Origin of the sequence: Nocardia pseudovaccinii (assembly GCF_050942345.1) — a bacterium.
GTDB classification, from domain to species: domain Bacteria; phylum Actinomycetota; class Actinomycetes; order Mycobacteriales; family Mycobacteriaceae; genus Nocardia; species Nocardia pseudovaccinii.
On sequence record NZ_CP192074.1, the window covers coordinates 8,452,620 to 8,471,564 of the forward strand.

Here is an 18,945-nt window from a genome sequence, read left to right on the forward strand (position 1 = left end):
CTACCCCGTAAAACTGATCGCCGCGTTGAAGCCCCACAGCACAATGCTGAGCACCATGTCGATCGCGATAATGGCCACGAAACTCGTGCGCACCGCGCGACCCGACGCGATACCGACGCCCTCGGGGCCGCCCGTGGCGAAGAATCCGTAATAGCTGTGCACCAGGATCACCACCGTCCCGAAGATGGCGACCTTGATCACCGCGGCGATCACGTCGAAGCCGGAGACGAACTGGAAGAAGTAGTGGTCGTAGACGCCCGCGGACTGGCCGTGCACGAGCGTGATGATGCCACGGCAGGCCGCGTAGCTGAGGATCAGCGCGATCAGAAAGGTCGGCACGATGGCCAACGCACCCGCGAGCACCCGGGTGGTGACCACGAACGGCACCGAGCACAGACCGAGCGCCTCGATGGCGTCGATCTCCTCGGAGATGCGCATCGAACCGATCTCCGCGGTGATCCGGCAACCCGCCTGTGCCGCGAAACCGACCGCGGCCGCGATCGGAGCCAATTCACGAGTGGTGGCATAGGCCGAGACGATGCCGGTGACCGGCCCCATCCCGAGCATGCTCAACGTCGCGAACGATTCGACCGCGACGGATGCGCCCATCACCAGTCCGAGCACGATCATCATCGGCACCGTGCCGCCGCCGACCACGACCGAGCCGCGACCCCAGGTCATATCGGTGATGGCACGCATGGTCTCACCGCGATACCGCTTCAGCGTCAACGGAATCGCCGCGAGCACCTGCCACACGAATACCGCGACGAAGCCGAACCCGTCGACCGCACCGAGTACCCGGCTACCGCGACGGAAATACCGCGTGACCCAGCCGAACCCCTTGGGGGCGTAGGACGAAATCGCCATCACGCCAGCCTCGTCGGCAGGAACATGGCGGTGACCTGCGTGAGCACCAGATTCACCACGGTGATCGAGACGACCGAAAGCACCACGGCGGCGTTCACCGCATCGGCGACACCGCGCGGTCCGCCCTTGGCCTCCAGCCCGCGCTGGCACGCGATGACCACCACGAGAAAGCCGAATATCAGCGCCTTCACCAGCGAGACCCACACATCCGCGGTGGTGGTGAACGAGCCGAAGGTGGCCCAGTAGCTACCCGGCGTGACGCCCTGTCCGCCGATGGCGACCGCGTATCCGGCCATGATGCCGACGAAGATGATCAGGATATTCAGCAGCGGCGCGACCACCAGCATCGCCGCCATTCGCGGGATCACCAGGCGGTGAATCGGGCTGATGCCCATGGTGTTCAGCGCGTCGATCTCTTCGCGAATGGTGCGCGCGCCGAGGTCCGCCGCAATGGCCGCCGCGCCTGCGCCACCGAGCAGAAATCCGGTCGCCATCGGTGCGCCCTGCTTGATGACGCCGAGTCCACCCGTCGCGCCGAGCAGTGAATCGGCGCCGAGGGTGTGAATGAGATTGCCGACCTGGATCGAGACGATCACACCGAACGGGATCGCCATCAAGATCGCGGGGACGGTCGTGACGGTGATCAACCGCCAAGCCTGGAGCAGGGCCTCGCGCCATTGGAATTGGCCGCGGGCGATATCACCGACCGCGCCGAAGACCGACTCCTGCGCGACGCCGAACGCCCGGCCGAAGGTGCGCAGCGACGAGACGACCGTATCCGAAAAGTTCTTCCGGACAACCGAACTCGCGGATTCGCGGGTATGCAGGTCCGGCGTCATAGTCCGTATCCCGGTGTCGCGCCTGCGGCACGGGCTGTGTCGAATTTCATGCCGCACTCTCCGGATTCGGCGTCGATGCCAACATTCAGCAAGCTAATCGTTACGGCGAGTAACAACAAAATCGGCAAGCTGTGATGCTCGCCACTTAGTCACCGTTTCCCCGCTCAGCGTGGTCATTCATGGATCCGGTCACACCGGCTACGGACTCGCGGCGAGAAACACAAAAGCCGAGAACAGAGCCACATGGACACCGCCCTGCAACAGCGTCGCGCGACCCGGCACCACCGTCAGCACACCGGCGACGACCGTCAAAGCGAGCAGCACCATCTGCGTCGCACCGAGCCCGAGGACCAGCGGACCGTCTAGCCAGATAGTTGCTACGGCGATCGCCGGAATAGTCAGGCCGATGCTCGCCATCGCGGAGCCGAGCGCGAGATTGAGGCTGATCTGCACCTGATCGCGGCGAGCGGCACGCACGGCCGCGAGAGTTTCCGGCAGTAGGACGAGCAGTGCGATGACCACGCCGACCGCGGACTGCGGCAGACCAGCCGAGGCGACGGCCGATTCGATCGACGGCGAAACCACCTTGGCCAGACCGACGACCGAGACCAAGGCGACCATCAACATGGCCAGGCTGAGCAGCGTCGCGCGCACCGTGGGCCGATCGCCGCGCTCATCAGCGCCATCGGATTCCTCGACGGGCAGGAAATCATCGCGATGCCGGACGGTCTGCACCATTACGAACAGGGCATACAGCAGTAGGGAAGCCGCCGCGGCGAAGGCCAACTGCGCTGGGGAGAATTCCGGCCCAGGCTTACTGGTGGTGAAGGTCGGCAGGACCAGACTGAGGGTGGACACGGTCGCAACCGTGCCGAGCGCCGCGCCGGTGCCCTCGGCATTGAATACCGCCACCCGCCTGCGAACCGCACCGACCAGCAACGCCAGACCGAAAATACCGTTGCAGGTGATCATGACCGCCGCGAAAACGGTGTCGCGGGCCAGCGCCGCGGACTTCTCCCCGCTGCTCACCATCATCGTGACGATCAGCCCGACCTCGATCACCGTCACCGCCACCGCGAGCACCAGGGACCCGAACGGTTCACCGACCCGATGCGCGATGACCTCGGCGTGCTGCACCGCCGCCAGCACCGCACCGGCCAGTGCGGCGATCACCACGACCACGCCGATTCCGGGTAGCGATCGCCCCCAGGTGGCGGCCAGGATGATCGCGGCTAGTAGCGGGATGAATACGGTCCAGCGGGAAGTCGACGCACGGAGCATGACTTCCATCGTGTCAGCAAATTATTCGCACTCGATCGCGTGTGATCGGGCGCATGCGGTGCGTCAGTCGTCGAGATCGATCCGGACGGTCAGCAAGTCGGTGCCGAGCAATCGAACACCCGCACTGTTGGCCTTGGGCAATGTTTGCAACCGCGCGCGCGGATCGTCATCCGGCAGTAGGTGCGCGGTACCGGTGTGCCAATGTCCGTGCAGCCGCAATCGAACCTGGTTGTCGGCCTTGATATTTCGAATGTACTGCGACTTGTCACCGAATTCGGAGACGAGCCAGAACTCCTTGCCGACTCGTCGCCCCCCGATCGGCGTGATACGCGGCTGCCCACTCTTGCGCCCGACGGTCTCCAGCAACTGCTGCGTCGGCAATCTGCGCAGAATCGGATTCCCCAACCGCCGCTGAAATGTAGTCACGACTCGGTGCTGAATATCACGCAAGTTCGCCATGTCCCGACGCTAGCACCGGCCGATCGCATCTGCGGCGACCGTTGCTCGCCACACGCCGTCGTCCGATGCCGGTTCGGGGTTCGCCGCGACAACGGTCGCGCTGTAGTGCACCCGCGGATGGGCCGAGACATCGCGCTTCACCTCACAATCCCGCCAGCCGAACACGCACGGATTTCGGCCATTGCGACGATCGACTCGAGATTCGTGTACTGGATAGCGCGGCGATAAGCGACAATGTGCGGAGTGCGGACCCAGTTCACTCGCGAGCTCATCGCGTTGACCAATGATTTGACGCTCATGTGTCGGCTCGCCCACGATGCCGCCGAGCGTGCCACGGCCGCGCTCGGCGATGCCGATCTCGCCGCCACCTATGAGGCCTTCGCAATCGACGAGCAGCTACAGAAGATGTACTCCGCCTGCGAGGCAAGAACGGTGGTGCTGCTCGCACTGCAGGCGCCGGTCGCGCGCGACCTGCGGCATGTGGTCACCGCCATCCAGATCGCCGGTGAACTGTCCCGGATCGGCTCGCTGATCAACCGCGTCGCCGATCAGGTCTACAAGTACCATCCGGAACCCGTTGCGCCCCAACCCCTGATGGATATCCTCACCGCCATGGGTCGGCTGGCCGCACACCACACCGCCCTCGCGGGCGAATCGGTCGCCACCGGCCGCCAACCCGTTACTCCCGAATCCGGGACCCCCGCAATGGATCAACTTCAGCGGCAACTCCACTCGGCCCTGACCGAACGAACCGCCACCGAAGCCGCCATCGATATCGCCCTGGTGGGCAATAACCTCGAACGCTGTATCGACCACACCATCCGCATCGATCGCCTGATCCGCTTCCTGGACACCGGAATTCCGCCGACGGCCCAAACTTCCGAAGCAGGTTAGGAGTTGCGGCGGGCGATGGTGTAGAGGTCGCGGGCGGGGCCGGTGAGGCGGTGGCCCGTCGGCCAGACCGCACGCAGGGTTCGGGTCAGATCCAGGCCGGTGACGGTCGGGGAAACAAGAGTGCCCGAGGCGATTTCGGCGGCTACGGCCAGGGAGCTGAGGACGGCGGGACCGACACCGGAGGCGACCGCGGTTTTGATCGCGGTGGTGGAGGACAGTTCCAGCGCGACCGTGGGTTCCCAGCCCGGAATGGCCCGCGCGACAGCATTTTCGAACCAGGTCCTGGTGCCCGATCCGGGTTCGCGTTGGATCAGCGCGGTTCGAGCGAGTTCAGCCAGGTCGACCGAGCCCTGCCCGGCCCAGCGGTGCTGCGGGGCGACCACGACGACCAACTGATCACGGGCGACGATATGACTGTCCAGCCCACGGAAATTCCGCGGGCTCTCGATGAAGCCGATGGCGTCCTTGCCGTCGAGCACCGCCTGCGCGACCTCGACGGAATTGCCGGACTGCAGCGCGATCGCGGTATCGGGTGCCGTGGCGCGCAGGGTCATGAGCCAGCCGGGGAACAGGTATTCGGCAATGGTTTGACTTGCCGCCACCCGCAGGTGCGAATCACGCTCGGAGCGCAAGCTGTCGATGCCCGCGTCCAATTGCTCCGCCGCATCGACGACCCCGCGCGCCCATTCGGCGATCAATGCCCCGGCGGGCGTGGGCCGGGAACCGAGGGTGGTGCGCTCCAGCACCGGCACGCCGACCAGCTTCTCCAGATAGCGGATGCGGGAGGACGCCGAGGGCTGGCTGATGCCGTGCGCCTGCGCCGCGCGTCCGAGACTGCCTAGTTCGATGACCGAAAGCAGCAGGTCGAGCGCGGCCAGGTCGGGGACACGCGGCGACAGGGGCATAGAACGAGTCTATGCATCCATAGGAATGCGGTGGCTACTCGACACCGCCGAAGCCGACGAACCTGGACTCATGACCGCCATAGCAACCTTGCGCCCCGCACCCACGCGGCAACTGCTCGGCGAGAGCGCGACCCACCGCATCGAAACCCCCTCACTGCGGCATTTCGCACCCAATTGGTTCGCCGCCGTCATGGGCACCAGCATTGTCGCCAATGCCGCCGCCACGCTGCCGCTACAGTTCCCCGGACTGCGCGGCGCGGCGACCGTCGTATGGGCACTGGCGGCACTGCTGCTGGTGGCATTGAGCGTCGCCTGGGTCGTGCACTGGGTGCGCTACCCAGAGCAGGCCCGCAGCCACCAGGATCACCCGGTCATGGCACATTTCTACGGCGCACCGCCCATGGCACTGGTGACCGTCGGCGGAGGCACCCTGGTGCTCGGACGCGAGGTGATCGGCCTCGACGCCGCGCTCACCATCGATTGGCTGCTGTGGTCGCTCGGCACCGCGCTGGGCCTGCTGACCGCCGTCGCCATTCCCTACCGGATGTTCACCCACTTCCACATCGAGCCCGATGCCGCCTTCGGTGGCTGGCTGATGCCCGTGGTGCCGCCGATGGTGTCGGCGGCCATGGGGGCACTGCTGGTCCCCTATCTGCCCGAAGGCCAGTCGCGCCTCACCATGATCGTGCTGTGCCTTGCCATGTTCGGCCTGAGCCTGATCGCCGCACTGGTCACCACCACCATGATCTGGTCACGCCTGGTGCACCACGGCGTCCCGCAGTCGGGCATGGTGCCCACCCTCTGGCTCGTGCTCGGCCCGCTCGGCCAATCCGTCACCGCCGCGGGCCTGCTCGCCACTGCCGGTCCCTCGGCGCTGCCCGACCTCTATGCCAAGGGGCTGACCGTCTTCTCGGTCATCTTCGGCGTCGTCACCTGGGGATTCGCGATGCTGTGGCTGGCGTTGGCGACCGCCGTCACCGTAAAGACCGCTCGCGCAGGCGAATTGCGGTTCAACCTGACCTGGTGGGGCTTCACCTTCCCGCTTGGCACCTGCATTACCGGCAGCACCGTGCTCTACGGTCACACCGGCGCCGATCTCTTCGCCGTCGCCGCGGTCGTGCTGTACGTCGGACTGGTCAGTGCCTGGGCCGTCGTCGCCGCCAAGACCATTCGCGGTGTACTCACCGGGCCGCTGCTCCGACCGGCCTGATCCGTCACGCTTTGAAGTACACCAGCTGATGACTCGTCGCGAGCAACCCACCGTCGTGCGCCCAGAGTTCGGCCGACTGATCGAAGAACCCCTTGCCGAAATGCTGAGAGCGCGCGGTGGCCAGCAGCGGGTGATCGGCCTGGGCGGCGAGGCGGTCGGTATCGGCGTGGAAATACACGGTCAGCGTGACGGTTCCGGCGGGAACGACGCGGCCGAGTCGCAGCATCACCCGCGGGAAGAACACATCGCTCAGCGCGGTGAGGGCCGGATAGTCCAGTGGGCGCGCGGGCCGGTCGCGGACCCAGAGCGTCGTGGTGGAAGTCGGTTGTGCCGCAGCGCCGTCGAGCTGGGTGATACCGCCCTCGATGAAGCGCATCTCGTAATTGTCCACCCAGGCAATGAATTCGGGCAGTGCGTCCGGCTCGACGGTGTCCGGTGGCGGAGCGGCGGGCGCGGTGGCCTCGGTAGCGGTCCAGGTCTCGCGACGGGTACCGAAAACCGCTGTGGCCGTGGTGGTCACGATGCCGTCCTGGCTCATCGACAGCGTCCAGTGCTGGGTGTTGCGATTGGTCCGCACCGGTTGCGCCGCAATGACGAAGGGGCCCTCGGCAATCGGGCCCGCGAAGTTGACGGTTAGCGAGATCGGGTCACCGAGACATTGCGGATGTTGTTGTACCGCACGCAATATCGTTGCCGCGGTGATGCCGCCGAACGGGCCGACCATATTGCCGTATTCGGGAGTCGTCCGACCGCTGAAGTTTCCGGCGCCGTCGAATGTCAGCGCGACCGCGCTGTCGAAGGCGTGCCGTGCGGTGACGGTCGGACTCATCGTGTTCTTCTCCTCGAGGTAGACGCCGGTCAATCGCGGGGGCGCAGACCGTAGGTCAGCTGGGTAATCGTTTCGGTCAGTGCCACGTCCACGTTCTCCGCTTCGACGAACCCGGACCCGACAAAAGTGGCCAAACCCTGCAGTGCGGCAATGGCAGCGATACCGATCCGCATCGGATCCCCCGCAACGACTTCGCCACCCGCCTGCCCCTCGGCGATCAAGGCGATGGGCACGGTGAATGCCCGTCCGACCGCGGCAAGCATTTCCTCGCCCGAGCTCGGACTGTGCTTGCGCGCGAACATCAGCGCGAGCAGCGCCGGATTGTCGATCGCGAAATCCAGGTAGGCGCGCGCGACGGCATGCAGCCGCTCGGAGAACGATCCGGTCGGGCCGACCTCGCCGTACACCGCGGCGAGCCGGTCGAAGCCGACCAGAGCGAGCGCGTCGAGCAGCGCCTGCTTGTCCCGGAAGTGCCTGCTCGGCGCGGCGTGGCTGACGCCGAGGTCGCGGGCGAGCTGACGCAGCGAAAGCCCGTCCACGCCGGACTCGCGCAATGTCGCCTCGGCACGCTGGAGCAGTTCGGCGCGCAGGTCACCGTGGTGATAGGAGCGGGAGCGGACAAAACTCATGGTTGCTGCAGGATATCCGATATCGCGATATTGTTGGCATTGACTACTTTGTTGTCGCTGCCTACATTGGGCGCTATGACGAACCACAAGTGGACTTCCGCAGATCTGCCCCGATTCGACGGCCGCACCGTCGTCGTCACCGGCGCCAACAGTGGGATCGGCCTGGTGACGGCCCGCGAACTGGCCCGCGTCGGCGCCCGCGTCGTGCTCGCGGTGCGCGATATCGCGCGCGGCGCGGAAGCGGCGAAGAGCATGTCGGGTCGTACCGAGGTACGCGAACTCGACCTCGCCGACCTGGCCTCCATTCGCCGCTTCGCCGCGGACTGGTCCGGCGATATCGATGTGCTGGTGAACAATGCGGGCATCATGCTGGTCCCCGCCGGACGCACGAAAGATGGTTTCGAACGCCAATTCGGCACCAACCACCTCGGCCATTTCGCCCTGACGAATCTGCTACTGCCGCATATCACCGAGCGCGTGGTGACCGTCTCCTCGCAGGCGCACCGACGCGGCAGCATCGACCTCGACGACCTCAACTGGGAAACCCGGTCCTACAACTCCGCCGCCGCCTACGGGCAGTCCAAACTGGCCAACCTGCTGTTCACCCTCGAACTACAGCGGCGCTTCACCGAATCCGGATCCCGGCTCGCGCTGAGCGCCCACCCCGGTTGGGCCGCAACGAATCTGCAGGGCCATTCCGGCAACCGGATCCTGCACGAGGTCATGCAGGCGGGCAATAGACTGCTCGCCCAGGATGCGAGTTTCGGCGCGCTGCCCACGCTGTTCGCCGCCAGCCAGGAGTTGCCGCCGGGAAGTTACATCGGCCCGGACAGCTGGTTCGAATTCCGCGGTCACCCGAAGATCGTCGGCCGCAGCGCAGCCGCCGCGAACGCCGACCTCGCCGCCGCACTGTGGACCAAATCCGAAGAACTGACCGACGTGCGCTTTCCGGCCAACGCGTAATCAGTCGAGCATCGGGAATCTGCCCGAATTCAGCAATCCGGCGATCGCGTCCATTTTCGCCTGCGGCGCAGCGTAATCCGGATGCAGCCGGATTACCGCCGCGGCGTCGTGCAGCCGGATCATCTGCTGTTCGGCCTCGGTGACGCTGCGGCCGCCCGCACTCACCGCATGCCGGGCGAATACCGGCCGCTCAGGATCGACGCGCCCCAGCGCCAATGCCTTGTCCACCCGACGGGAGCAGCGACAGAAGGCCTCGGGATTTGCCACCCCGCAGGTCGCGTTCAGGAATGTGCCGATGCGTTTCTTGGCGCGTTCCAACCGCTTTCGGAAGGCGGGTGCGGTGATACCCAGAATCCAGGCCGCATCGGCGGAACCGAGTTCGAAAACGTCACCGAGCACGAAGGCGACCCGCTCGTCGCGGGCCAGGCACTGCAGCATGGCCTGAGTACAGTTCAACCGCACCTCATGGGAGAGCAGTTCGGCCTCGGGGCCGCGATAGTCGTCGGCGGCGAGCCCGTCCGCCAAACCGTCGCGGTAGGCGTCGAGGCTGAGCTGCGCCGCCTCCTGGGGCGTCTGGCGTTTCAGGTTCAGCAGATAGTTGACGCCGATCCGGTAGGCCCAGGTCAGCAGCTTGGCCTCACCCCGCCACGTCGCGAGATTGCCGACCACGCGCAGCAGGATCTCCTGCGTCGCATCCTCGGCCTCGGCGGGCCGCCACACCATGCGCAGCGCCAGCCGGTACAGCGGATCCTGTAGCCGCCGCACCACATCCGAGATGGCGGCCGCGTCACCGGCAATCGCCCGATCGACCAGTTCCCGCTCCCGAGCGATGTCTTCGGTGTTTTCTGCCGTGGGCGGGTCGGGGTGCGATAGCTCGGGTTCCACCGCACAATCCTTCGGCGGTATCCGCCGTTACGCAAGTCCTATATGCGCCGCGCGGGTGACTCGCACCCGCGCGGCGCACCCGGCTCATGCACTCGCGGTCGCCGCTGTCAACGAGTGGGCGCGCAACCACGTCGCGACGGCGGTCCCGATGGCATCGGGCTGATCCTCCGGAGCGTGATGTCCCGCCTCCCCGACCGACACGACCTCGGCACTGGCGAACGTCTCGGCAGCCCAGGCGATCACCTCCGGCGAACCGAGGCCGACGCCATTGTCGAGCCCCATGATGAGCTTCGGCACCTCCGGCGAGTCCGCGGCCCACCGGTCGTAGTTCTCCACCAGCGCGACCACATCGGCGGGTTCGCCCTCCAGCGGAAATTCCCGCGTCCAGGCCAGCATCGGCTTGCGCGATTCCGGCGTCGGGAAGGGTGCGCGGTACACATCGTGATCTTCCTGCTTCAGATCGACAATGCCCTTCGGCAGGTTGAACTCGATGAACGTATTCTCCACCAGCACCATTCGCTCCCCCTCGGCCGTCCGGAATTTCCGGAACAGTTCGGCGCCGAGCGGCGGGAGTTCCTCCCAGCGCATCGGCCGCAGGAACGTCTCGATCAATGCAATGCCCCGGATGCGCTCGGGATGCCCTGCCGCCCAATGCATGCCGAGCGCGCCGCCCCAGTCGTGGCCGACGATGACGACCTGGTCCAGGCCCAGCGCGTCGAACCAGGCATCCAGATAGCGGGCGTGATCGGCGAGGCGGTAGGCGCTGTCCGGCTTCCCGGACGCACCCATTCCGATCAGATCCGGTGCGAGTACCCGGGTTTGATCGGCGACGTGCGGGATCACATTGCGCCACAGGTGCGATGAGGTCGGGTTGCCGTGCAGGAATACCACCGGTACCGAACCGGTACCGAGGTCGGTGTAGTTGATGAACGAGTCGAGAACGTCGACGGTGGCCATGATGTGGGTCCTTCCTGGATCCGGCTTTTTGTGCCTGCACCCGGTTTCGACACAGTTTTCGGCCGCGCCGTGACCGCCATCGAATGTGACGCTCGTCACCAGCCCGGAAGGCGCCTGTACGGCCGATCTCAGCGCAACCGCAGGTAAACCTAACTTCCGTATGTGAGCCGTATATGTTTCAACCGTTCGATGCGCCATTCAGGAGATTCTCAGACTTAAGTAAAGTGATTGCAAAGGAATCTGGAATGATCTACTGTCTCTCTACGTAAGAACAATGAAGTTCACACAGACCGTCACGAGGAGTTATCCGCAGTACGACACGGCACGACGAGACTTCCCTCATCAGCCTCGTGGCGCCGCGAGAACGGATCATCCGGCCTGGACAACCGGCCCGTTCATTCGGCCGCGCACGAGCTCATTCGTGACACGACCACCCCTGGAACGGCGCCGGCACGCCGAGTCAGGGGTGGTTCCATGTCTGCCGTCGAGTCCCCCTGCCACGCCATGCGTTTCTCGACTAGCTGTGCCGAACGTCATACGCGACAATCACATACGGGACGAGCGGCCGCAGGTAGCTTGACGCCCGACAAGTTCATCGGTGCGAGGCTAGGAAGTTCGATCTTTGTGAAGTGGTTGTCGTCCCGCACCGCGCGTCGCGTACTCGCTGTTTGTGCACCCATCGTATTGGCTGTCGTTGTCGCAGCTGGCTGTTCCTCTACCGACGAGCGGACCGGCAAGGGATCCGGACCCGCGAATGCCGCGAATGCCGCGACCGTATCCGGCAAGGACATCAACGACCTGCTCGGTCAGCTCGTCGATGCGCCCGAAGAGTCGATGGAAGGCTACAGCCGGGAGAAGTTCCCACACTGGGACACCAATAAGACCGAGCACGGCTTCGGCCCCGATTTCGCGCAGTACAGCAAGTGCACCAGCCGTGACGTGATGATGCTCAGGGACGCGACAGGATCGGTCAAACTCGACCCGAAGACGTGTGAGCTCACGGTGGGTAAGGGTGGTGGCTGGCAGGACCAGTACGGCGTCATGGACTCGAAGACCGGAAAACTCAAGCCGTACAAGTTCATAACCGACCCGGCCGGTGTCGACGCCGAACACATCGTGCCGCTGGCCGAGGCCTGGCGTTCGGGTGCGAATAAGCGCGATGAAGATACCCGTCGGCGGATCGCCAACGACGCCGTCAATCTGATCGCCTCCGATCCCTCGGCCAATCGGTCCAAGGGTGACCAGGACGCCGCGAACTATCTGCCGCCGGGAAAATTCCGGTGTGGCTATCTCGAGCATTACGTCAAGATCAAAGTAAAATACGCGCTGAACGTTGATCCCGCCGAACACACCGCACTGCGCAACGCAGTCGCCGACTGCGTGAGTCGAGGAGAGTTCAAATAAGCGACATCATCGAGATTTCCGCCAGGGCGGCCGTCATGACCGAAGAGGAAGGGACGGTCTCCGGCGAGCTCGATGTGACCGTCGATGCGGCGGGTAAAGGTCTGGTTCGCTACCGCAAGACCGAGACCTGGTACACCATCGGCAATCTCGAGGCGGAGCCGCCGCGCACCTGGACCACCGTCACCGAGCTGGCGGCCGCCATCGAAGCCACCGCCGGAACCCGCGATGCGGCAGGCAATACCGTGCCCTTCGAGGCCTGATCCGGACTACGGCATGGTGATGACGACCTTGCCGAACGGATTGTCCTCGCGGAAGTAGCGGTACGCCTGCACCGCCTGGTCGAGCGGAAATGTTCGATCGATGACCGGGCGCATGCGGTGTGCGGTGATGGTGCGGTTCATCGCCTCGAAATCGTCCCGGCTGCCGACCGCGATCCGGCGGATCGCGAGATACGGTCCGACGAACGGATTCTCGAATGCCTCGCCTTCCGCCAGTTGCGTGGCGCCGATCATGGTGATCATCGCGTTGTAGCCCGCGGAGCGCACCGATTTCGACAGGGTGGGCAGTCCGACGGCCTCCACCACATGTTCGACGCCGTGGCCGTCGGTGAGTTCGAGTACCTTCTCGTCCCAGTCGGGCGTCGCATTGCGGTCGATGGTCTCGTCCGCGCCGAGCTTGTGCAGCCGCTCGGCCTTATCCGGGCCGGAGGTGATCGAAATGACCCGTGCGCCGAGCACTTTCGCGTGCTGCACGGCGAATAACGCGACGGTACCGCTGCCGACAGTCAGTACCGTCTGGTCCGGAGACACCGGTACCGGTGTGGTCAGCGCGGCCCATGCGACGACTCCCGCGCAGGTCAGCGTGGCCGCCTCGACATCTGTGAGGTGGTCGGGGACATGCACCACCGAATCCTCTTCGAGCACCGCGTAGGTGGCGAGCATCCCGTTGAAGTTGGCGCCGTACTGCTCGGCGACCTGCGCCAACCGCTGCGGGCCGTTGATGAAACGCACGAAGTACGACGCGGTTACCCGGTCGCCGAGGGCGGCGCGAGTCACGTTGTCGCCCACCGCGATGACCTCACCGACGCCATCGGACAGCGGGATGATGCCCGGGGTGGCGGGCAGCGGGTAGATGCCGTCCATGAGCATGAGGTCCCGCCGGTTCAGCGAGGCCGCGCGCACCCGGATGACCACCTGATTCGGTCCCGGCTGCGGCAGTTCCTGGTCTCGGACGGTCAAACCGGCGAGGCCCTGTAGTGGATCGAGGTGGTAGGCAATGGCTTTCATGATCTGCTTCCTGTGGTGGGCACGAACAGCGCCTCGAAGGGCGCTTCTCCGATACCGGTGGTGATGTGGCCGTGGCCGTCGGTGTCCTCGACATGGACCAGGTCGCCGGGCCCGAATCTGCGCCGAGCGCCGTCGCTCGTCGTCACTTCGATCACGCCGCGCAGCATCACGACCCACTGCCGCACCGGAGCGGGATGCGGTTCGCTGTCGAATTGCGCACTGCGCAAGTAGGTTACGGTCGCCGCCGCCGACATTCCGGCGACGGCCATCGCGGGTACGCCTGCGGCGACGGTTCGTCCCGTCAATGCGAGTTCCGCATCGACGAATCGGGAGCCGCCGTCCGCAGTGCGCACGATTCGACTGAACCGCAAGGTCGCGCCGTCGGTCACCGCACACCTTCGATGAATTGGTGATCGAAGGTGATGCGGCCGTCGGAGTCGAGGCCGATCACCTCGTAACCGCCGCCCGCGACGGAGCCGTCGGCCCGCGAAATCATCGACCAGGGCAGGCCGATCAGACCAGCGGGCAGCCGGGTGGCAACGCCCACCTCGAAGGTGTACTCGCCGGGTGCCACGAACATCTCGTAGGCGCGGGACACCCGGGCATCCATCGCGTCGTGGCCGCGCACTTCCAGGGCGGGGACGGCGAAATTCAGGTTCGCCGCCGCCTCGCGGATCTCCACCGGCGGGTCGACCAGAGTCTGCGCACCGGCGGGCGCCCAGATCTCCTCGATCATCTTGCGGCGGATCGCCGGATCGGATTCGTTCCACTGGGCCATGTAGCGCTCTGCGAAGTGGGCCAGGTTGTTGTCAACTCGGTTGCTCATGGCACCGAGTTTTGCGAGCGCGGCGCTGCGGCGCGATTCCCTCCAGGGAATGAAGCCGATGCGGGTTCGGTGATTCCCTCCGGGGAATGGCGCGGACACCGCGGGTCGGATATCACTGAACTCATGACGACAGTGGTGGAGCCGAATCCGTTCGCTCAGCAGTTGCGGCACTGGCGCACGCAGCGACATGTGAGCCAGCTCGATCTGGCCATTCGCGCGGACACCAGCCAGCGCTACCTGAGCTTCCTGGAGCAGGGCCGCTCGCGTCCGGGCCGCACCATGGTGGTGCGGCTGGCCGAATCGCTGGAGTTGTCGCTACGCGAGCGCAATGCACTGCTGCTCGCCGCTGGTTATGCCCCGATCTTTCCCGAATCCGACCTGGACACACCGGAATTGGGCCCGGTGCGGGTCGCATTGGAATGCATTCTCGAGGGGCACATGCCCTATCCCGCGGTCGTCACCCGCCCATACGGCGAACTGGTCGCCGCCAATGCCGCCTTCGATATCCTCACCGAGGGGGCCGCGGTGGAACTGATCACCCCGCCGATCAATGTCCTGCGCCTCGCCCTGCACCCCGACGGCCTGGCACGACGCGTGCTGAATCTGCCCGAATGGGGCCGCCACGTCACCGAAAGCCTGCGCGGCAAGGCCCTGCGCAGCCCCGACCCCCACCTCGACGACTTCATCGCCGAACTCGAAAGCTACCTCCCCGCCGCCACCCCCGGCCCCGACCACCTCGGCTTCGCCGTCCCCCTACGCCTGACCAGCCCCGACGGCGAACTCCGCCTCATCACCACCATCACCAGCTTCGCGACCGCGGTGGACATAACCCTCTCCGAACTCCACCTCGAAGCCTTCCTCCCCGCCGACGACCGAACCGCCGAATTCCTCCGCCGCCGCTCCGAACAGCGCCGAGCACACGCCAACTAGCGTTTTGTCGCGCGATGTGAACTCGGAGGCGCCGACGCAGCGGCCGATCTCGGCTCGACAACCGTCGGCATCGACACCCGGCTCTGCAACCCGGGGCACCGCTGGACAGCAGACCTTGGCCCAGTGCTGGCGTCAGCGTCAGTCACCTCAGCAGCAAATCCCCTGGCCGCCCGGCGGCTCGCAATCGACCGCGGACCGACCCGCCGGGCGGACTTTGGCGGCGACGTCCACGTCGGCGCGGGGTTCACCAGGCTCGGGCGGCGGAACGAAGGTGGTTGTGGACCAGGTCTATGTGGGGGCGGGAGGTGGTGCCGGGGCGGCGGACCAGGAAGCCGGTGTTGATGGGCGGGTCGTCGGGTTCGAGTAGGGGGACCAGGGTGCCTGCGGCGAGTTCGGGTGCACAGAGGTAGCGCGGGAGGACGCTGATGCCCGCCCCTGCGGCGATGGTTGCGGTGATGGCGCGCAGGTCGGCGACCACTACTGCGGCTTCGGCGGCGAGGCGGACGCCGAAGACGTGTCGCCAATAGCGGCGGAGAATGGGGAGCTCGGCCGAGTAGCTGACCAGGGGTAGACCGGTGAGGACGGTGGGTCCGTCGGTGCGCAGTCTCGCGGTATCGATGCGGGCGGCCAGTTGGGGGGCGGCGACCAGAACGAATTCCTCGTCCGCGAGCGGCTCGGCGACCAAAGCGCGGCCGCGGGGGCGCACCGTGGACACGATGAGGTCGTAGTGTCCGGCGCGGAGTCCGGCCAGCAGCTCCTCGGAAAGACCCGCGGTGACCGTCAGCCGCACACCGCGCTCGATCAACGGTGCGAGGGCCGGAAGTGCCTGCACCGCAAGCAATTCGGCGGGTCCGGCCAAGCGCACCGGCGGCTGTGGCACCGGTTCGGCCGGTTCGGCCCGCACCGTAACCCCGTCGAGCGCATCCAACGGCCCGCCGACCCGCGCCGCCAGCTCCACGGCAGCGGTGGTCGACGCCACCCCGCGTGGCAAGCGCTCGAACAGCCGATACCCCAGCCGCTTCTCCAGCGCCTGCAACTGCGTCGTCACCGTCGGCTGCGACAGCCCCACCAACCGCGCCCCCGCCGTAACGGATCCGGCACGATGCACCGCCAGGAACGTCCGCAGCTGATTCAGATCGAGACTGCCATCGGAATCCCTATCGCCCACCCAACAAGTGTATTTCTCTCCCAATACTCGATCAGCCGATCACCGATCCCACACCCCTCCGCCCCTCGCCCGAATCCCCGCCATGACCTCTGGGCCAGACTGCTCAGAAGCCAGCTGGACGCGGCGCTAGCTGCCGCGTGAGCGCAATCGTCGACGCTACTACACGACTCCCCGAGCTTCCGGTCTCCAGACCATCCGCTGCTCGCATGCACACGACCACACCCGCAATACCGAGCGCGTTCCTGACCGGCATCAACGCGGTTGCACCGCCGCAAGGACCTCCGGTCCACGAGCGGACAACCGCTCCTCGGCGAGGCGTGCACCGACAATTGCCCCGATGATCCCGATCGCGATCCCGACCGGCAGGGCCAGCCACAGCACGGAGGTCAGGTCGAGGGCCAGGCCGATGATCAGCACGATCAGGACCGGGATCAACGCGACCAGTTGGCCCAGGCTGGCGGCGATTTGCACCAAAGCCTTTGCGCAGCCTGGATTTCCGGAGGATGCGAAGGGGTTTCCGGTACGCGGCGGTAGCGGGTAGGCCGCGATTACCGACAGGAATACGGCCGATCCCGCGCCGACGCCGAGCACGGCGAACAGCGTCGACAGCGTCCACGGGTACATCGACCAGCGGCCGAGCGCACCCGGCAAAACCACGGCCAGCAGCACGGACGGCAAGCCGATCACCAGCAGCAGGGCCAGCAGCCGCCCCCGCACATCGGCGCGCACCGCGCCGGGCGTCACCAACGTCTGCCAGAGCGCGGTTCCGTCGTAGCCGTAGAGATTGTTGACGGCCAGGCCCGCGAACCACGCGGCACTCACACCCGCGAACACCGCACCGTCCGAGCCGTTGCCCTGTATTGCCGGAAAGACCGGCAGCAGAGCCCCTACCAGCAGCAAGGGCAATAGCGCCGCCCGGCGTCGACTGTCGCGAGACCACGTCCGCAACTCCTTGATCACCACCGCACCCACCGGCCCGGACGTCCGCACCCGGCCGAGCAGCATCCCACGCCCGCCCGTGCCGGATACCGAATCCAGCGGTGCGGTCAGCCGCCGCCGCAACAGCACCGACCATGCCTGCCACAGCACCGCCGTCAAGGCCAGCAATCCGGCCAACGCGCCGAGCGCCATCAGCCAATCGCCGCGCGCGGCTGCCCCTACCGCAACAGGTGCCCACCCGGATGGCAAGGCGCGCAATACATTCGCCAACCACGGTGCCGATTCCCGCACCGAATCCACATGATTCAGCAGTAAACTCATCGGATAGTAGGCCAACCCGGCAAGACCGGCGAGCAGTACCCCGAGATCGCGCCCCCTCCGCGAACGCATCGCGGCACCGATCCACGCCAGCACTACCCGCGAGAGCACAACCACGAATATCAACTGCAGCACCACACCGACCAGCGCCACCGCGGTGGCACTCCAACTCAGTTGCGCCGCAAGCACAATCAGTCCGGAGAAAGCGAGCAGATTGATCACCGGCGCGGGCCCGACGAAGGCCGCCGCCAATAACCCGGTAGCCAACTGCCGATGACTCAGCGGCAACAGCCGCAGATGTTCGGGCTGCACGGTCTCATCGCTGCTGCCCATCAATACCGGACCGCACAGCCAGCCGAGCGTCCATATCCCGAACCATGCGGCGGCCACCGTGATGCCACCGGCCACATCACCGTCCCGCACCCCGAATCCGATGAGACCCGCTGTGCCGAGCGCGAACACCAGACCGATGATCACACCGCTGACGAACGTGACACCCTGCCAGCCATTGCCCAGCGCGCGCTTGGTCAGCAACAACCGCATCCGAATCAGGACGCCAACCACGACAGCCCGTCCTCCCCGCCGACCCGGCCGCCGACCAGATGTACGAACGCCGTCTCCAAGGTGCTGTCCCCGCGCACTTCGTCGAGCGTCCCCGCGGCCACCACCCGCCCGGCGGTGATCACCGCGACCCGATCGCACAGATTCTCCACCAGCGCCATCACATGACTCGACAGCACCACCGCGCCGCCCGCCGCGACGAACCGCTGCAGAATGGTGCGAATCGTGCTCGCCGATACCGGATCGACGGCCTCGAACGGTTCGTCGAGCACCAGCAGTTTCGGTGCGTGCAGCAGCGCCGTCGCCAACCCGATCTTCTTGCGCATGCCCGCGGAGTAGTCGACGACGAGCGTCCGTTCGGCACCGGTCAATTCGAAAACTCCGAGCAATTCCTCGGCACGTTCGGCCACCGTATTCGCGGGCAGTCCGCGCAGTAAACCGGTGTAGGTCAACAGTTCTCGGCCCGTCAGGCGCTCCGGCAGGGCGAGTCCATCCGGCAATACGCCCGCCAAAGTCTTCGCCGCGATCGGATCGGCCCACACATCGACGCCGAAGATCCGCGCCTGTCCGGCGTCCGGCCGTAACAGTCCGCAGGCCATCGACAGGGTGGTCGTCTTGCCCGCACCGTTCGGGCCGACCAGCCCGAAGAACGAGCCCGGCGGCACGGTGAGGCCGACATCGTCGACCACCCACGGACCGCCGAATCGCTTATAGAGCCCGGTCAACTGCAGCGCAGGATCGGTATGCACCATCTATCCCCCTGGTGTTCGGTTTCCCATCTCCTACGTTACGGAC

The 18,945-nt window shown here is 66.0% G+C and carries 22 protein-coding genes; 6 read left to right on the forward strand and 16 right to left on the reverse strand.

Annotated elements, in window-relative coordinates:
* From ACQPZ2_RS38130 to ACQPZ2_RS38150, 5 genes are all read right to left on the reverse strand, one after another.
* Positions 1 to 867, reverse strand: a complete 867-nt coding sequence (locus ACQPZ2_RS38130; protein ID WP_433522840.1) for an MlaE family ABC transporter permease — start codon at positions 865 to 867, stop codon at positions 1 to 3.
* The gene (locus tag ACQPZ2_RS38135) at positions 867 to 1,706 is read right to left on the reverse strand and encodes an ABC transporter permease (protein WP_433522841.1); all 840 of its coding nucleotides are present in this window, start codon (positions 1,704 to 1,706) and stop codon (positions 867 to 869) included. Before ACQPZ2_RS38135 ends, ACQPZ2_RS38130 begins: the two co-directional genes overlap by 1 nt.
* Before the next feature lie 198 nt (positions 1,707 to 1,904).
* The gene (locus ACQPZ2_RS38140) at positions 1,905 to 2,987 is read right to left on the reverse strand and encodes a calcium:proton antiporter (protein WP_433522842.1); all 1,083 of its coding nucleotides are present in this window, start codon (positions 2,985 to 2,987) and stop codon (positions 1,905 to 1,907) included.
* A gap of 63 nt (positions 2,988 to 3,050) precedes the next feature.
* On the reverse strand, positions 3,051 to 3,446 hold the full coding sequence (locus tag ACQPZ2_RS38145) for a nitroreductase/quinone reductase family protein (RefSeq protein WP_433522843.1): 396 nt from the start codon (positions 3,444 to 3,446) through the stop codon (positions 3,051 to 3,053).
* A gap of 9 nt (positions 3,447 to 3,455) precedes the next feature.
* On the reverse strand, positions 3,456 to 3,587 hold the full coding sequence (locus tag ACQPZ2_RS38150) for a hypothetical protein (protein WP_433522844.1): 132 nt from the start codon (positions 3,585 to 3,587) through the stop codon (positions 3,456 to 3,458).
* Between the two features lie 102 nt (positions 3,588 to 3,689).
* Between ACQPZ2_RS38150 and ACQPZ2_RS38155 the strand changes: the two genes are divergently transcribed.
* Positions 3,690 to 4,340, forward strand: a complete 651-nt coding sequence (locus ACQPZ2_RS38155) for a phosphate signaling complex PhoU family protein (protein ID WP_433522845.1) — start codon at positions 3,690 to 3,692, stop codon at positions 4,338 to 4,340.
* Here ACQPZ2_RS38155 and ACQPZ2_RS38160 read toward each other — a convergent pair.
* A complete protein-coding gene (locus ACQPZ2_RS38160) occupies positions 4,337 to 5,245 on the reverse strand; it encodes a LysR family transcriptional regulator (protein WP_433522846.1) in 909 nt (302 codons plus the stop codon). The genes ACQPZ2_RS38155 and ACQPZ2_RS38160 overlap by 4 nt on opposite strands.
* A 70-nt stretch (positions 5,246 to 5,315) precedes the next feature.
* On the opposite strand from ACQPZ2_RS38160, the gene ACQPZ2_RS38165 reads away from it, so the two are divergent.
* Positions 5,316 to 6,455 carry a TDT family transporter gene (locus tag ACQPZ2_RS38165; RefSeq protein ID WP_433522847.1) on the forward strand — a complete coding sequence of 380 codons (1,140 nt, stop codon included), beginning with the start codon at positions 5,316 to 5,318 and terminating at the stop codon, positions 6,453 to 6,455.
* Positions 6,456 to 6,459: 4 nt separating this feature from the next.
* On the opposite strand, the gene ACQPZ2_RS38170 is transcribed toward ACQPZ2_RS38165, so the two are convergent.
* A complete protein-coding gene (locus ACQPZ2_RS38170; protein ID WP_433522848.1) occupies positions 6,460 to 7,284 on the reverse strand; it encodes an acyl-CoA thioesterase in 825 nt (274 codons plus the stop codon).
* 29 nt (positions 7,285 to 7,313) lie between these two features.
* Positions 7,314 to 7,913, reverse strand: a complete 600-nt coding sequence (locus tag ACQPZ2_RS38175) for a TetR/AcrR family transcriptional regulator (RefSeq protein ID WP_433522849.1) — start codon at positions 7,911 to 7,913, stop codon at positions 7,314 to 7,316.
* A gap of 75 nt (positions 7,914 to 7,988) precedes the next feature.
* Here ACQPZ2_RS38175 and ACQPZ2_RS38180 point away from each other — a divergent pair, with 75 nt between their 5' ends.
* The gene (locus tag ACQPZ2_RS38180) at positions 7,989 to 8,876 is read left to right on the forward strand and encodes an oxidoreductase (RefSeq protein ID WP_433522850.1); all 888 of its coding nucleotides are present in this window, start codon (positions 7,989 to 7,991) and stop codon (positions 8,874 to 8,876) included.
* Here the strand turns inward: ACQPZ2_RS38180 and ACQPZ2_RS38185 are convergent, their stop codons facing one another.
* Entirely contained in the window at positions 8,877 to 9,761 is an 885-nt protein-coding gene (locus tag ACQPZ2_RS38185) for an RNA polymerase sigma factor (protein ID WP_433522851.1), read from the reverse strand. It abuts the gene before it with no gap.
* Positions 9,762 to 9,845: 84 nt separating this feature from the next.
* Positions 9,846 to 10,718 (reverse strand): haloalkane dehalogenase, encoded by an 873-nt coding sequence (locus tag ACQPZ2_RS38190; protein ID WP_433522852.1) that lies wholly within the window; start codon positions 10,716 to 10,718, stop codon positions 9,846 to 9,848.
* Positions 10,719 to 11,342: 624 nt separating this feature from the next.
* On the opposite strand from ACQPZ2_RS38190, the gene ACQPZ2_RS38195 reads away from it, so the two are divergent.
* Together ACQPZ2_RS38195 and ACQPZ2_RS38200 are read left to right on the forward strand one after the other, a co-directional pair.
* Positions 11,343 to 12,122 (forward strand): HNH endonuclease family protein, encoded by a 780-nt coding sequence (locus tag ACQPZ2_RS38195; protein ID WP_433522853.1) that lies wholly within the window; start codon positions 11,343 to 11,345, stop codon positions 12,120 to 12,122.
* 35 nt (positions 12,123 to 12,157) lie between these two features.
* Positions 12,158 to 12,382, forward strand: coding sequence for a hypothetical protein (locus ACQPZ2_RS38200; protein WP_433522854.1), 225 nt, complete (start codon positions 12,158 to 12,160; stop codon positions 12,380 to 12,382).
* 6 nt (positions 12,383 to 12,388) lie between these two features.
* Here the strand turns inward: ACQPZ2_RS38200 and ACQPZ2_RS38205 are convergent, their stop codons facing one another.
* Genes ACQPZ2_RS38205 through ACQPZ2_RS38215 form a run of 3 tightly spaced genes read right to left on the reverse strand, consistent with a single transcriptional unit; the run spans position 12,389 to position 14,234 of the window.
* On the reverse strand, positions 12,389 to 13,408 hold the full coding sequence (locus ACQPZ2_RS38205) for a zinc-dependent alcohol dehydrogenase family protein (protein WP_433522855.1): 1,020 nt from the start codon (positions 13,406 to 13,408) through the stop codon (positions 12,389 to 12,391).
* The gene (locus ACQPZ2_RS38210; protein ID WP_433522856.1) at positions 13,405 to 13,797 is read right to left on the reverse strand and encodes a cupin domain-containing protein; all 393 of its coding nucleotides are present in this window, start codon (positions 13,795 to 13,797) and stop codon (positions 13,405 to 13,407) included. Before ACQPZ2_RS38210 ends, ACQPZ2_RS38205 begins: the two co-directional genes overlap by 4 nt.
* Positions 13,794 to 14,234 (reverse strand): hypothetical protein, encoded by a 441-nt coding sequence (locus tag ACQPZ2_RS38215; protein WP_433522857.1) that lies wholly within the window; start codon positions 14,232 to 14,234, stop codon positions 13,794 to 13,796. Before ACQPZ2_RS38215 ends, ACQPZ2_RS38210 begins: the two co-directional genes overlap by 4 nt.
* A 123-nt stretch (positions 14,235 to 14,357) precedes the next feature.
* Between ACQPZ2_RS38215 and ACQPZ2_RS38220 the strand changes: the two genes are divergently transcribed.
* Entirely contained in the window at positions 14,358 to 15,164 is an 807-nt protein-coding gene (locus ACQPZ2_RS38220; protein WP_433522858.1) for a helix-turn-helix domain-containing protein, read from the forward strand.
* Between the two features lie 244 nt (positions 15,165 to 15,408).
* Here the strand turns inward: ACQPZ2_RS38220 and ACQPZ2_RS38225 are convergent, their stop codons facing one another.
* From ACQPZ2_RS38225 to ACQPZ2_RS38235, 3 genes are all read right to left on the reverse strand, one after another.
* Entirely contained in the window at positions 15,409 to 16,332 is a 924-nt protein-coding gene (locus ACQPZ2_RS38225; protein ID WP_433522859.1) for a LysR family transcriptional regulator, read from the reverse strand.
* A 252-nt stretch (positions 16,333 to 16,584) separates the two neighbouring features.
* Positions 16,585 to 18,153, reverse strand: coding sequence for a hypothetical protein (locus ACQPZ2_RS38230; protein ID WP_433522860.1), 1,569 nt, complete (start codon positions 18,151 to 18,153; stop codon positions 16,585 to 16,587).
* Entirely contained in the window at positions 18,138 to 18,902 is a 765-nt protein-coding gene (locus ACQPZ2_RS38235; RefSeq protein WP_040687208.1) for an ABC transporter ATP-binding protein, read from the reverse strand. Before ACQPZ2_RS38235 ends, ACQPZ2_RS38230 begins: the two co-directional genes overlap by 16 nt.
* Positions 18,903 to 18,945: the final 43 nt, after the last annotated feature.

Excerpts from the sequence above, each read along its gene's own strand:
- ACQPZ2_RS38130 (WP_433522840.1), bottom strand. The coding sequence starts at position 867 with ATGGCGATTTCGTCCTACGCCCCCAAGGGGTTCGGCTGGGTCACGCGG.
- ACQPZ2_RS38135 (WP_433522841.1), bottom strand. The coding sequence starts at position 1,706 with ATGACGCCGGACCTGCATACCCGCGAATCCGCGAGTTCGGTTGTCCGG.
- ACQPZ2_RS38140 (WP_433522842.1), bottom strand. The coding sequence starts at position 2,987 with ATGCTCCGTGCGTCGACTTCCCGCTGGACCGTATTCATCCCGCTACTA.
- ACQPZ2_RS38145 (WP_433522843.1), bottom strand. The coding sequence starts at position 3,446 with ATGGCGAACTTGCGTGATATTCAGCACCGAGTCGTGACTACATTTCAG.
- ACQPZ2_RS38160 (WP_433522846.1), bottom strand. The coding sequence starts at position 5,245 with ATGCCCCTGTCGCCGCGTGTCCCCGACCTGGCCGCGCTCGACCTGCTG.
- ACQPZ2_RS38165 (WP_433522847.1), top strand. The coding sequence starts at position 5,316 with ATGACCGCCATAGCAACCTTGCGCCCCGCACCCACGCGGCAACTGCTC.
- ACQPZ2_RS38170 (WP_433522848.1), bottom strand. The coding sequence starts at position 7,284 with ATGAGTCCGACCGTCACCGCACGGCACGCCTTCGACAGCGCGGTCGCG.
- ACQPZ2_RS38175 (WP_433522849.1), bottom strand. The coding sequence starts at position 7,913 with ATGAGTTTTGTCCGCTCCCGCTCCTATCACCACGGTGACCTGCGCGCC.
- ACQPZ2_RS38180 (WP_433522850.1), top strand. The coding sequence starts at position 7,989 with ATGACGAACCACAAGTGGACTTCCGCAGATCTGCCCCGATTCGACGGC.
- ACQPZ2_RS38190 (WP_433522852.1), bottom strand. The coding sequence starts at position 10,718 with ATGGCCACCGTCGACGTTCTCGACTCGTTCATCAACTACACCGACCTC.
- ACQPZ2_RS38200 (WP_433522854.1), top strand. The coding sequence starts at position 12,158 with ATGACCGAAGAGGAAGGGACGGTCTCCGGCGAGCTCGATGTGACCGTC.
- ACQPZ2_RS38205 (WP_433522855.1), bottom strand. The coding sequence starts at position 13,408 with ATGAAAGCCATTGCCTACCACCTCGATCCACTACAGGGCCTCGCCGGT.
- ACQPZ2_RS38215 (WP_433522857.1), bottom strand. The coding sequence starts at position 14,234 with ATGAGCAACCGAGTTGACAACAACCTGGCCCACTTCGCAGAGCGCTAC.
- ACQPZ2_RS38220 (WP_433522858.1), top strand. The coding sequence starts at position 14,358 with ATGACGACAGTGGTGGAGCCGAATCCGTTCGCTCAGCAGTTGCGGCAC.
- ACQPZ2_RS38235 (WP_040687208.1), bottom strand. The coding sequence starts at position 18,902 with ATGGTGCATACCGATCCTGCGCTGCAGTTGACCGGGCTCTATAAGCGA.